The organism is Rhizobium sp. NZLR1b (assembly GCF_019685155.1).
Classification (GTDB): Bacteria; Pseudomonadota; Alphaproteobacteria; order Rhizobiales; family Rhizobiaceae; genus Rhizobium.
Genome location: NZ_JABDWC010000001.1, coordinates 253,476 through 266,628 on the forward strand (window position 1 = coordinate 253,476; position 13,153 = coordinate 266,628).

Consider the following 13,153-nt stretch of genomic DNA (forward strand, 5'->3'; position numbering starts at 1 on the left):
ATACCGCGGGCGGATCGCTTTTTTAATCTACCTGCCCGCACGATTGCCGCTCGACGCCCCAACCGCGGAGGGCATCGCAGACCTCGGCTCTGGTTGGTGCACCGATGCGTCCGCCGAACACCTGGCATTTCAGCGCCGCCGCCATCGACGACAAGCGCATCGTCTCGGCGATCGGCACGCCTTCTGCGATCGCCAGAGCGAAAGCGCCATGGAAGATATCGCCTGCTGCGAGCGTATCGACGGCCCTCACCTTCGGAGCCGCCAGATGGAAAATCTCGCCGGTTTGGTCATCGAACCAGAAGGAGCCGTTTTCCCCTGATGTGACGCTGATGAAGGCCTGCTCGAACTTTCGCTTCAGGAGGCCAACGGCCTTCGCCGTCTCCGCAGTTCCGGTAAGGCGCTCGGCGGCCGGCTGTGAAAACACGATGTGACTGGCCGCCGGTGCAAGCATCTCGATTACGCCATCGCCCGCAACGTCGCCATCGAGAATGGCTGGCCTGCCGGCCTCTCTGGCTGCGAACAGCGTCCGCAGCGCAAGCTTCGGCCAGCGGACGTCGACGAGCACAGCATCGAAAGCAGACACGTCGTGTTTTGTCACCGGTTTGACCGTCTCGTGCAGCCCGGCATCGTAGAAGGGCACAATCAGCCGCTCGCCCTGATCATCGACAAGGATCGTCGAGACCGCCGAGCGGGCGCCTACCACACGAACCATACCGCTCGTATCTACTCCGCTATCGCTGAGCTCCGCAATGATGCGTTCGCCGGTGGCATCATCGCCAACAGCACCCCAGAGGTTGGCATTGCCACCCAGCCGGGCGACCGCAAAGGCCGCGCTCGACGCCATACCCTCGGCGATCTGCAGCATATCGTAGGGGAGAATTTTGCCCTGGCCGGTCGGCAACGAGCGCACACGAAACAGCGTGTCGAGCACCGCAGCGCCGACACATAAAACGCTGCGCGCCGGACCCGAGCGTGATGCCGAAAAGTGCGAGCGGTTTTCGGACGACATCATGCTCTAACTCTTTAATTTAGAATAGGATTCAGATTCTAGGCCGACCGGCCTAAAATCATCCTGGTCAAGCAGGCAGGCGAAAGCAGAAGAAGTCGCCAAAACCGTCGTCTCACCGGCTCACTTGACGGCTCCGGCCGTCAGCCCAGCCACGATCTGTCGTTGCGCAAACACCGTCAATATCAGCACGGGCAAAGTGACGATCAGCGCCGCCGCCGCAAGCGGCCCCCAACTGACCTGTTCGAACGAAAGCATGTTGTAGACCGCGACCGGCAGCGTGCGGGTCTCGCGACTGGCGAGCACGATACCGAAGACGAAGTTGTTCCAGGAGAAGATGACCGACAGGATGAAGGCGACGACAATGCCGGGTTTGGCGATCGGCAAAGCGACCAAGCGGAAAATCTGCCAGGGTGTGGCGCCATCGATGCTGGCGGCCTCTTCCAGTTCCATCGGCGTCGTCTCGAAATAACCGATCATGATCCATACGACGATCGGCACTGTGACGACGAGATGGATGATGATCTGCGGCAGGAGCGTGCCGAGCAGGTTCAGCCATTGGAAGAGCAGGAAGAGCGGAATCAGGAAGGAAAGGCCGGGCGTCATACGCGCGATCATGATGACCATCGCCGACTTCTCGGCCTTCAGGCGCGCGATGCCATATCCGGCCGGCACGCCGATCAGCAGTGCCAGAAGCGTGGCGGCACCTGTCACCACCACCGAATTCCACAGATACAGGAAGAAGTTGTTCTCCTCGAAGACCTTCAGATAGTTCGACCAAGCGAAACGCTCAGGAATGAAGATCGGCGGATAGGCACCGCTGTCGATTTCATATTTCAGCGACAGCGAGATCATCCAGAGGAAGAACAGGACGACCGGCGATATCATCACAAGGGCAACAAACAGCAGTCCGATACGATCGAGCGTTCTGCGCTTCATCAGCGTGCCTCCCCGTCAGACCAGTTCGCACGCTGCCGGAGCATCAAAAGGACGAAGGACAGCAGGACGATGAGGATGAAGAAGACAACTGCCATGGCCGAGCCATAGCCGATGTCGTAATAGGCGAAAGCTGTGTTGTAGAGATAGATATTGATCGTTTCCGACGCCGTGCCCGGCCCGCCCTGGGTCATGGCATAGATGATATCGAAACTTTTCACCGCATCGATGCTGCGGATGATCACCGCAATCATCAGGAAAGGCGCGATCATCGGCAGGGTTAGATAGCGGAATTTCTGCCAGACATTGGCTCCGTCGATTTCGGCGCTTTCATAGGGCTCGCGCGGAACCGCCGCCAGACCGCCGAGCACGATCAGCATGATAAGCGGCGTCCATTGCCATGTCTCGACCAGCACCAACGAAGGGATGACGCTGGTCTGATTATAGATCCACTCCTGAGGGCCGATGCCGATCAAGGATAGAAGATAATTGAGGACGCCGAGCTGCGGGTGGAACATCATGGTCCAGACGAGAGCGATGGCGACGGGCGTCGCCATCATCGGCATCACGAATATACCGCGCAGAAGACCGCGGAGCGGAAATTGCGTATCGAAAATCAACGCGGCGAGCGTCCCTAGAAAGAGCGGCGCCACCACCGAGAGCGTCGTGTAGAGCACCGTATGCCAGAGCGACTCCCAGAAGCGCATGTCCACGGCCAGGCGGGCGTAATTGTCCAGTCCTGCAAAGACCTGGGACTGGCCAAGCGTCCAGCTGTTGACGCTCATCCAAAGGGTAAACACCCATGGAAAAACGATGACGGCCGCAATGACGATCAGCGCCGGAATGACGAAGGGCCAGTAGTTGGGAGCAACGCGACCAGCGTTGCTCCTTCCCTTCGAGGCGGCCTTGGCCGCTGCGGCCGTTTCGATGCTTGCCGAGGCCATTATCCCTCGCTCTTCGCCAGGACGGGTTCGAACTGTGCCGTCGCGGCCTTGAGTTCGGTCTCTGGATCGCCGCCGCCGATCATGTTGGTAAGACCGACGCCATAGATGTCGCGGAACTCGGTGACCGGAATGATCACCGGCAGCGCGAGCTGCGAGATCTTGCCGGAACCCGCAACCGCATCAAGCCATGCGGCCGGCATCTTGACACCTTCGCGAACCTTGGCATCCGCAAGGATCGACTGGCGGAAAGGAACGCCGGCACCGGCCTGCAGCAGGCGTGCGCCCATGTCGTGGGAAATCGCCCATTGGCAGAAGAGGTAGGCTGCTTCCTTGTTCTTGCTTGCCGCAACGACACCAAGGCCGTCGCCGAATGTGCCTGCGGCCTGTGCTTTCGGGCCTTTCGGCATCACACCGTAACCGACCTGGCCGACGACACGCGACTTTTCCGGATTCTCGATCGGCGGAGCAAAACCGACGCCGTCCAGCCACATGCCGATCTTGCCCTGCAGGAAGGCCGACTGCGCCTCGGCCCAGTTGAAGCCGGAGACGCCGGGAGGGGCGGTCTTGGTCATTAGTTTCTGGTAAAGCTTGGCTGCGTCGATCGCTTCTGGCGATGTCGTGCGCAGCTTGCCATCGGGGCCGAGCGGGCTCGAACCATAGCCGAGCAGCAGCGACGTCCAGACCGGCGTATTGGCGTTCTTCAGGCCGCGGGCGACGAAGCCGTAGGTATTGGTCGACGGATCGGTGAGTGCTTGGGCCGCACTTACCAGTTCTTCGAACGTCGTCGGATAGGACAGCCCCTTCTTCTCGAACAGCGCCTTGTTCCAGTAGATGATCCAGTAATCGACAGAGAACGGAAGCGAGCGCAGAACGCCGCCAGAATCCTTGGCGAAGGTCAGGCCGGCTTCGGCGAAATCGCTTTCCGTGAGCGACGGATCGGTCAGGGACGAATCCTTGAGAAAGCCGCTGATATCGGCAAGCCAGCCGCCCTTTTCAAATTGCCGCTTCTGCACATGGTAGCTCATGTGGACGACGTCGAAGCTCGGCTTGCCCGAGCTGAGCTCGATGGTCGTCTTCTGGCGCTGCTGTTGTTCGGGCGTCGCTTCGGCATTGACCTTGATGCCGGTGAGTTCCTCGAACTCGGACAGGTATTTGACGAGCGTCTCGCTGCGCGGGCTCTTGACCAGGTTGACTTCGAGTGTCGTCCCGGCAAAGCGCTTCCAATCAACGGCAGCGGATGCCGACCGCATGCCGAGCATGCTGCTGGCTCCAAAAGCGGCGGTCCCCGCCAGAAAGCCGCGCCTCGTCGGATTCAAAAACGATGACATTTGATTGCTCCTCCTCTTGCCGGCGATCTCCTCACCCCCGGCTGCTTATTTTCCGATTATATCCTGAGCGCACGATCTCTTGCATGATTGATATGTGCGACAAGGCTGTTGACGGCGTCCTCCGCCGATCGTCGTTCGATCGCCTCGAGCACCTTCAGGTGCTCACCCATGACAGGTCCGACGTGACCGTCGATGCGAAAACGATCCTGACTGATCAGGCGCATCTTGATCGAGTTTACCCGGTAGGCGTTCGAAATGATGGTATTTCCCAAGGCATCGATAAAAGCGTCGTGCATGCCCCAATCGACGGCCTGCGCGTGCAGTTCCAATTCGTGCGATCCATCGCCGCCGCGAATGGCATCGGCGATATCGCGATGCTGCTTCAAAAGTCTGGCGACCGTCTCGTCAGATGCAGAGCGGGTGAAAAGCGCAACAGCTTCCTTCTCCAGGAAAACGCGCAGCTGGAACGCCTCGCGAATGAGATTAAGGTCGATATGGGCGATCTGTAAGCCGCGCTGAGGCACAGTCTTGATCAGCCCTTCGGCTTCCAGCCTCGGAATGAGCTCTCGGATGGCGCCAAGTGTCAGTCCTGTCAACTCGACGAGGCGGCGCTGCGAAACGAACTGACCGGGGCGCACATCACGCGCAAGAAGGTGGCGCGTGAAGCTCTCATACGCCTTTTCCCGGAGTGTCGGCTGCTCGTCTGTGCCGTCCATCGCCTCTCCCAGAAACATCTTTGCCCTATGCCGCCTTCGAGCGGAAAAGACCATCGAAAGCGAGAGCGAGTTCCGCCTGCCCTTCCGCGGATATTGAAACGAGCGGCGGACGAACAGCAAGCCATATATCATCCGACGTCAGTTGCGCGACCATGACCTTTACGGCAGCCGTCACCGGAAATTTCAGCAGTTCGGCGACGAAGTCCTCGATGCGGGAATCATCCTTGCCTTCCTCCGCCATCAGCTTGACTTCGCGCGGTACGAAATTCGCCATGCCCGAGATTGCACCCTGGCCGCCAAGCCGCACGCCCTTCGCCAGATGACGTTCGTCCCCCACCAGGATGACGAGATCGCCATGCGCTTTCAACAGTGTTTCCGTAAAAGGCCAGTCGCCGGAGGAGTCCTTGACGCCTATGACGACATCGGGAAAGGCTGCCCGCAGCCGGCCGATCAGCGATACGGTCAGCGGAACCATGGTGACCGAGGGGATGTTGTAGACGATAATGTCTCGCGCCTTGACGCCGAGGGTGGCGAACACAGCCGAAAACCACTGGAACAGGCCGTCGTCACTGACGTTCTTGAAATAGGAAGGGGGAGCAAGCAGAATGTTGCGAACCCCCTTGGAAAGCGCACGACCTGCCTGCGACGCCGCATCCTCGGCGGCGTCGACCAGCACGCCGACGAGGATTTTGCTCGCTTCTATCCCACTCTCGATCATGGAAGCCAGAACACGTTCACGTTCCTGCGTTCCGATGGACGAACCTTCACCCGTCGTTCCGAACAGCGTTACGCTCGAGCATCCGGCAGCGAGGCTTCGCTTTGCCTGCTCGATCATAACATCGATGGCGATATCGCCATTGTTGCCGAACGGCGTGGCGAGAGCGACTGACAGCCCAAATTTCTGGGTCAAATATGCTTCCTCCAATGATTGAGGCTAGACGTAGCAGAGTGACATGTTAGTTGTAAAGAGGTGATTGCATCCTCAATCGTTATGCGATTGCCGCTCCCGTTCCCTCATCCAACATGCCTTGCTGTTGCTCCGCTTGCCCGCACGAGCGCCATCAGCATCGGGCCGATTGCAAACTCGCCCCGCTCTGTCCTTCGGGTCAGATTCCTGAGATAACCCCCAGGAGAATTGATATGCCCTCCCTTCTCCAGGATGCAGGCAATCACCGTCGCGGCATTTTCCGGCCCCATGCCTAAGCAGGCTTCCTCATAGGCCGAGGGACTGACGCCGAGCATCGAGCGTACGATCACCGCCGCCGACATCAGATCTCGCCAGTTGCCGATGGCTCCGCCGGGACCATAGTCAAGGATTTGAGGGCAGGCTTGCAGAACGAGGCCGAGCGGGAAGGATTTCAGGCTCGGCGCGGCCACCGGATCGGCCGCGCCTCCCGCTCCGTTGCTCATCCTGCCGGAAAGCTTCGGCTGCTCCAGTCTTCGCTCGTCAGGCGGTCCGGCGTTCGGCTCGTTATCGGCCACAGCGCTTTCGCCCTGCTTCGGTTCGAAGCTTGGTTCAAGTTCATAGTTGGAGTTGGGGTTTGAATTCTGTTTGTGACGCTCAATGTGAGACTCATTGGCGTCTGTTTTTTGTCTTTTTACATGCCTTTCCAGCAGGTTGACGGCTTCGTCACGCAAGAGGCCCATCTCGTCGAGCACAGAAGCCAGGCTTTCGACTGTCGCCACGCGCGGAATTCTCGCGACAAGTGCGCGAAACATCAGCGTCATCGTCTCCCAGTCGCCCGGAATCGCTTCGTCGAGCGCCACCGAAATCAGTTTGGAGATATCACGTCGGCAAACCGTCAGGCGCTCTCGGGTCGCTCTCAGCAGTTCCCGGTCGGCGACCGTCTGGGCGGCCAGGCTTTCGATCTCGGCCGCGCGTGCGAGCAGCGGCGCGATACTGAAGCCGAAGGCTTCGCCGATGGCCCCTGCCCCGTCGCGGCGGGCATAGCGCTTTCCATTCGGGCTGTCCTTGCGCAGGATCAGGCCGGACTCGACCAGAACCGCCAGATGCCGCCGCAGCGTCGCCGGCGTCATTCCGCGAGCGCGGAGCGAAAGCTGCGCATTCGACGGGAAGACGATCAGGCCCTTCTCCTCAGAGATTTCATCATCGGGGTAAAAGGTCAAAAGCGCGTCGAGCACCGTCAGCGCTCGATCGGTCACGCCGAGCGACGGCCGCGCCTCGCAGATTGCCCGAAACAGCTTCCACTTGCTGCGTTTCATTCCCGGCTCGATGGTCTCGGCCAGTTGCTGGCTTGCCAGCATGCCAAGTGACATCGGCCGCCGCCCAAAGGGCGTCGTCACATATCCACTCTCCATTTGCCTTCACCTTCGTTCAGGCAAAAGAAAACCATCCACCAATTTGGTGCCTAAGACGCTTGACTGTGATTCGTGGAAATGCGATTCTCGATGTGCTTAAGATCTGAGAAGGGCTTCCACGACGGCGTCGTTGGGGGCCTTTTTCTTTTGCGCGCTACGCTCCTCTGTCCTTGTTGAACTCCTGGAACAGGCCCTTCAGCCTTTCCTGGACGAACTGATCGAAACCGGGTGCGGTCTTGCCGTCAAAGACGAAGGTCGCACCGGACGCTGTCGTTTTGATCATCACCGGCACGCCGCTAAGCTGGGTTTGGGCAATCGTCGGTTTCGCCGACGCCGTCCGTCTGGTAGCCAGCACGAGCGCCCGGTGAAACCGCTCGTCGCTCGAGATTTTTCGAGCGTCGTCCGCGGACAACTCGGCGATGATTTTCTCGATGTCGGCACCTTCAAGCCGCTCGCCCAGCTCCAACCACCGCCGACGACCGATATCGGGCGCCGCGCCGATGGCATTGACGAGATCAAGGGGAACCTGCCGTATGACGATCAGCATTCTCGACAGCGCCGCCTTATCGACGGCGAGAGCCGCCATGATCACATCGCGGCCGAAGCTCCGTTCTTCGAGCCTCGATGCGAAGAGCGCGCGCTCGATGTAGGAAAGATTGGTTCGAGCGCTGTTTTCCTGCCCCTGGCTGACGACCAGTTGACCGTCCGTGAGCTCGCGGATGACAGCGCGCACCCTGATGCCGATTACTCGAGTGGCGGCCAGACGACGATGGCCGTAGGCAACCTGATACCGTCCCTTGGTTTCGGGATGCGGACGGATGAGGATCGGAACCTGCTGACCGTGCTCGCGGATCTGCTCGACAAGCTGCGCGAGTTCCGTCGCGTCGATCGCCAATCGATCGCTGACGAAGGAGGCGTCGATCAGGGCGGGATCGAGCTCGACGATGGTCTGGCCGGCGGCAAGCTGCCGTTCCAGTTCACTCGCCCGCTCCATTTTCTCCGTAATATTGCCCAGCGTCTTGGTAATGCCGCCGACTGGCGCCGCGCTGCGCTCCTGCGGCACGAACCCGGCGATCGGGCGATTGTCGCGCGGTAGGACCATTTCCACCCTAGCCGGGCTCGGAGCAGAGATTTCGATGAGGTTCTTGCGCGCCATCGACTATTTCCTTCCCCAGGTGGAGCGAAGATGCGCCTCGATCTCGCTATTCACCAAGTTGAGGGACTCCAGCGCCCGATCATAGGTTCCGCGGGTGAACTGCGACCGCTCGACCTCGTAAAGGGTCTGCTTGGTGACGCCAGCGTCGGCGACTGCTGTCGACTTCACCATGGCGTTGTGGAGCATTCGGTTACCGAAGATCGCCCGCATGAAGCCAGTCATCTGGCTCTGCGGCCCGTCGTTCGGCTCGAAGCGCGTCACGAGATAGCGCATCCAGTCATAGCTGGTGCGCCCGCCGGCCTTCTCCACGACCGACATCAGCTCGCTCGTCATCGTCAGAAACTGCGACATCGACATGACGTCGAGCATCTGCGGATGGACCGTGATCAACACCGAGGTCGCTGCGCAGAGCGCCGACATCGTCAAGAACCCCAGCTGCGGCGGGCAGTCGATGACGACGACGTCGTAAAGACTTTCGATCTCGGTCAGGACCTCGCCAATGCGGGCGAAGAACATCGTCTCCGCTTTACCCGACGACATCGCCTTCGGCGTCTCGTGCTCGAACTCCATCAGCTCGAGATTTCCTGGAATGAGATGCAGATTGGGCGTATAGGTGGCGCGCACGATGTCGGCGATTGGGCGCGGATCCTCATAGCGGATGGCGCCGTATATGGTTTCGCCCTCACCGACGTCGAATTCCGGCTGATGGCCGAAAAGAGCCGACAACGAGGCCTGCGGGTCGAGGTCGACGGCGAGCACGCGGTAACCCCTGAGCGCCATGAACTGCGCCAAATGGGCTGCGGTCGTAGTCTTGCCCGAGCCGCCTTTGAAATTCATGACGGAGACGATCTGGAGCTTCTCTCCCGGCCTGCGGGCCGGCACATATTTCGGCGTTCCGTTTCGCTCGTCAAGAACCCGGCGAATCCGATCCATATCCGTTGCGCTATAGAGCCGCCGTCCGTTGGCCAGCGGATCGGGGCCATGGCCATCGGCAGCCACCTGCCGGAGATAACCTTCGCCGATGCCGATAAAGGACGCAGCTTCCGCCGGCGAAAATGTTCTGATGGTCTTTTGGGAAAGCGGCGGGAAGATTTTTGCCTGATGCTGCTGAAGTTGATAGGACAACTCCTTCGCATCTGTTGCCAGAAGCGAAGGGAGATGCTCTTGATCGTCCTGAAGAGCAAGACTCGGCTGCATGATCTGTTTCCCAAATAACTGCGCAATTTTGAACGAAAGCGCCCCAGTTGCGCAGTTACTATATGCCGCGATTCGTGACTGAATTACAAATGCTTAACCAAAAGGCATGTCGAGGCATGCGAAACGGCCGCGGGAAGCTGGCGATTTGGCGGACCAATCGGCGGAATTTGCGCCCACCCGAGCGCAGAAGAGCAAGGCCAATGCCGTCGTTATGCACATGAATTCATCGAATTTGACCCGGAGAAGCCAGCGGGCGGAAAACCTCGCGTCGGTCGGGTCGAGACGATAGCCGGAAATCGTGTAGCGTCCGCTGGCGCCTGGCCGGTCGCCCGATGGAAATCATCCGTTCCGCACAGACCGCGGCCAAGCCTACATGAGGCAATATCGTCGGCAAATGCCCCGCGCCATGGGCGAGACTATGCTCACCATTGCGCGGGGCGGTCGACGAACCGGGGGAGAATGCAACGAATAACGCTGGAGGCGGCATGTTCGATGGCTATCGTTCTGCAATCAAGCTTTTGTCACACCACGACCGGACCAATGTTGATCCGGCCGCGGGACCGTACCGCTTATTTGTTGGACGCAGCGTCTTCGATGACCTTCGCTACTTTATCGGGATGAGAAACCATTACGACGTGGGACGCACCTTTAACCACAACCGTCTCTTTGGAGCCCGCTCTTTCCGCCATCCATGCAAGCGCTGCCGGCGGTATGTTTTTATCCGCATCGCCGTAAACGAACCAGGAAGGGATATTCTTCCAGGTCGCCGAAGTTGAAGCCTCGCCAAGAGCCTTATCCGTGATCGGACGCTGCGTTGCGGCCATCAGCTTGCCCTCCGCCTTAGATACATCTGCGGCGAATTGATCGTGAAACTCGCCCTGCTTGATGTACAGATCCTTTACTCCACCATCCAACAGCACCGGTTCGGCAAGGGTGGGTGCGAGCGTGCTTCCTGGAAACTTACCTGAAAGCGCGAGCGCCGTTTCTCCAACATCGGGCGCGAAGGCCGCGACGAAGACCAGCGATTTAACGTTCGCGCTGTGTGCTGCTGCCTCGTTGATGACTACGCCACCGTAGGAGTGACCGACGAGAACAACGTCGGTCTTCAATCCGGCGACCACTTTGCGCACATAATCGCCATCGGACGTGACGCTTCGAAGCGGATTAGCGACCGCCACCACCGGATATCCATCCTTTTCCAGACGTGTGATCACGCCATTCCAACTGGAGGCATCGGCAAATGCGCCATGAACAAGTACAACCGTCGGCTTTTCGGCCGCGTTGGCATGCAAAAGGCCAGCTACGGTCATTGCGGCGGCGGCGACAAACATCTTCACCATCATCAAACTCCTTTGTATCGTGTACGATTAAATTATGCACAACCATCCACAAAGGCAAGCCCTAAATTCCATATTCACTTTGATTTGAAATTGCCTTTGCCTCGTGTTCACGGTAACCGGCGTTCCGATGCCACATTGCGCTGGCTGCCCTAATCCGTGATCGACTCTATGGATTAGCAACGGGAGTTACTCCGGAGGTCGATGGCGTTGAAGGACGCGACAAATGTGCGCCGGTTGCGGTCATCGTCGAGTCATGATGGCCGCTCGAACGGTCTTCAGAAAGTCCGCGTACTTAACGCCGCTCGCACGGATAACGACCTGTTGCGCAATCATGAGACCAAACAGCATGTAAAGGAACGAAAACAGCCACCAGAGCGGGCGCATAAGGTCGTGCTGGATCACGTAAATGAAGGTGTAAAGAGAGATCGGAAACAGTACGAAGGCTGCCGTGACCAAGCCGGGCGAATAGAAGTGCTTCATCCGAAACATTCTGATCATAGCCGTATGCATCACCACTTCCATGATGCCGAGCATCATCGCGGACATTGCGAGAAACGGGACATTCGGAAAGAACAGTGGCACAAAGGCGATGACCAGCACGTAGGCGGCCGTGACGACTTCTCCAAACCAGCGGCTGCTGGCCGTGAAGTGGAGATGCTCGGTGATCAGTTCCACGAAACCGCCGGGAAACCGCCCTTCTTCCCACAGGTGCATGACCAGTCCGATGAAGAACAGGCCGGACATTCTCTGAAGGACGGTTAGTGCCTCCCAGTTCACGCCGACATAGATTGCCACGCCGACGCCGAGCGCGGCCATGACGTAGAGATTTCGTTCGAGAATGAATCGGATCATGGCGTGGGTTCCTTCTGGTCGGGAATTGATGCGGCCATGCCGCGCAGGATCGTTTCCGCGTGTTGGCTGGCGAGGGCTTCAAGATCGGGCGCATTGGCCCTCGAACCGAACGCCTCGTGATAGAGGAGTGCCACCGAGATCGGGCCGATTATCGAAAAGGCATACAGCCTTGGATCGCCCGGCCTCACTTCGCCTCTGTCCTGCGCTTTGGCGACCATGCCTGCAATGAGATCGAGCATTCGTGCCGCCAGTTCATCATGCCAGACGGCGGCCAGATCGGGGAAGGCACGGCCTTCGGCAAGCATCACGCGGGCCAGACCGGGCAGACGATCATCGCCCAGGCTTTGAGCGGCCCGTTTGAGCAGCATCGGCACGAATTCGGCGAGCGACCCTTCGAAGGCCTTGCCAGCTTTCTCGACCACTTCAAGATGGTTGGTGAGCAGGTGTTGGACAACTGCACGAAACAGGGCCTCCTTGGTATCGAAGTAGCGATACAGCGTGCCTTTCGCGACGCCCGCCCGCCGTGCCACGTCGTCGAGTTTGGTGTTGGCAAACCCGTTTTCCGCAAACAGCGCCATCGCAGCATCGACGATCTCGGAAGGTCGAGCGTCTTTACGGCGGTTCCACTTTGGTTTCGCGTCTGTCATCGGCGACCCTGCTGCGAATGCCAGTCCTTTAGCCATGGAATGAGTGGCGACCACAGGAAGTTGAACAGTTGAATGCCGATCAGCGTGTCGCCCGAGATCAGGCCCCGCGAGAAAGCCACCAATGATGCAGCCAACACGCCGTTCACCAGTAGCCCGGCCAGAAAGATGGTAGCGATGCCAGATCTTCCGATGAGCGGGTTCTTCCAGGTGGCGAAGGCGACCCAGACAGACAGCGGAAGCAGCACGACGAACGCCGTGAGGACGCCTGGATTGTAGTCGCCCGTCGCTGCAAACATGCCGATATGGGACAACGCATTGACGAAGTGGACACCGTAGAGGCCGAGGCCGACAAGCGGATACAGGCGGCTCAGCAACGCGCAGATCAGGCCTGCGATCCAGATCACCGGAATGTTGATCGCGACGTACAGGGACGGAGGGTAAGCACAGTCCGGATAGGGCGGTTGCCCGAATGTCGCGCAGACGAGATTAGGAAATGCGAAGAACTGCCCGAGCATGTCGACGCCATACTCCTCCGTCTGGTGGAGCATGTACCCGGCGGGAGCAAGCCAGGCCAGCCATCGGGGATCACGCCAACGCGACACGCTTCTTTCGCCGCGTAGCGCATCAGTCCCGAACAGCACCACGAGGAGGATCGCTGCAATGAATAGCCCGATCCACGGCCAGTTCATATCGAACCATCCAAAGGGCATGT

At 59.2% G+C, this 13,153-nt stretch carries 13 protein-coding genes; all 13 read right to left on the reverse strand.

Annotated elements, in window-relative coordinates; genetic code table 11:
* Window positions 1-22 precede the first annotated feature (22 nt).
* The 13 genes from HJB84_RS01190 to HJB84_RS01250 all read right to left on the reverse strand — a co-directional run bounded on the left by HJB84_RS01190 (window position 23) and on the right by HJB84_RS01250 (window position 13,151).
* The gene (locus tag HJB84_RS01190; protein ID WP_221115170.1) at window positions 23-1,009 is read right to left on the reverse strand and encodes a sugar kinase; all 987 of its coding nucleotides are present in this window, start codon (window positions 1,007-1,009) and stop codon (window positions 23-25) included.
* Between the two features lie 120 nt (window positions 1,010-1,129).
* Entirely contained in the window at window positions 1,130-1,945 is an 816-nt protein-coding gene (locus tag HJB84_RS01195; protein WP_221115034.1) for a carbohydrate ABC transporter permease, read from the reverse strand.
* Window positions 1,945-2,886: a carbohydrate ABC transporter permease gene (locus HJB84_RS01200; RefSeq protein ID WP_207584780.1), complete on the reverse strand. Its 942-nt coding sequence runs from the start codon at window positions 2,884-2,886 to the stop codon at window positions 1,945-1,947. Before HJB84_RS01200 ends, HJB84_RS01195 begins: the two co-directional genes overlap by 1 nt.
* Entirely contained in the window at window positions 2,886-4,214 is a 1,329-nt protein-coding gene (locus HJB84_RS01205) for an ABC transporter substrate-binding protein (protein WP_221115035.1), read from the reverse strand. Before HJB84_RS01205 ends, HJB84_RS01200 begins: the two co-directional genes overlap by 1 nt.
* A 56-nt stretch (window positions 4,215-4,270) precedes the next feature.
* Complete coding sequence (locus HJB84_RS01210) at window positions 4,271-4,948, reverse strand: GntR family transcriptional regulator (protein ID WP_204330037.1); 678 nt, start codon at window positions 4,946-4,948, stop codon at window positions 4,271-4,273.
* 7 nt (window positions 4,949-4,955) lie between these two features.
* The gene (locus HJB84_RS01215) at window positions 4,956-5,840 is read right to left on the reverse strand and encodes a dihydrodipicolinate synthase family protein (RefSeq protein ID WP_221115036.1); all 885 of its coding nucleotides are present in this window, start codon (window positions 5,838-5,840) and stop codon (window positions 4,956-4,958) included.
* A 104-nt stretch (window positions 5,841-5,944) separates the two neighbouring features.
* Window positions 5,945-7,249, reverse strand: a complete 1,305-nt coding sequence (gene repC, locus HJB84_RS01220; protein ID WP_221115037.1) for a plasmid replication protein RepC — start codon at window positions 7,247-7,249, stop codon at window positions 5,945-5,947.
* A 154-nt stretch (window positions 7,250-7,403) separates the two neighbouring features.
* A complete protein-coding gene (gene repB, locus HJB84_RS01225) occupies window positions 7,404-8,405 on the reverse strand; it encodes a plasmid partitioning protein RepB (RefSeq protein WP_221115038.1) in 1,002 nt (333 codons plus the stop codon).
* A 3-nt stretch (window positions 8,406-8,408) separates the two neighbouring features.
* Complete coding sequence (gene repA / locus HJB84_RS01230) at window positions 8,409-9,602, reverse strand: plasmid partitioning protein RepA (RefSeq protein ID WP_221115039.1); 1,194 nt, start codon at window positions 9,600-9,602, stop codon at window positions 8,409-8,411.
* Between the two features lie 569 nt (window positions 9,603-10,171).
* A complete protein-coding gene (locus HJB84_RS01235) occupies window positions 10,172-10,942 on the reverse strand; it encodes an alpha/beta fold hydrolase (protein ID WP_221115040.1) in 771 nt (256 codons plus the stop codon).
* 240 nt (window positions 10,943-11,182) lie between these two features.
* Window positions 11,183-11,794 carry an HXXEE domain-containing protein gene (locus tag HJB84_RS01240; protein ID WP_221115041.1) on the reverse strand — a complete coding sequence of 204 codons (612 nt, stop codon included), beginning with the start codon at window positions 11,792-11,794 and terminating at the stop codon, window positions 11,183-11,185.
* Entirely contained in the window at window positions 11,791-12,441 is a 651-nt protein-coding gene (locus HJB84_RS01245) for a TetR/AcrR family transcriptional regulator (RefSeq protein WP_221115042.1), read from the reverse strand. Before HJB84_RS01245 ends, HJB84_RS01240 begins: the two co-directional genes overlap by 4 nt.
* On the reverse strand, window positions 12,438-13,151 hold the full coding sequence (locus tag HJB84_RS01250; RefSeq protein ID WP_221115043.1) for an HXXEE domain-containing protein: 714 nt from the start codon (window positions 13,149-13,151) through the stop codon (window positions 12,438-12,440). Before HJB84_RS01250 ends, HJB84_RS01245 begins: the two co-directional genes overlap by 4 nt.
* Window positions 13,152-13,153 lie beyond the last annotated feature (2 nt).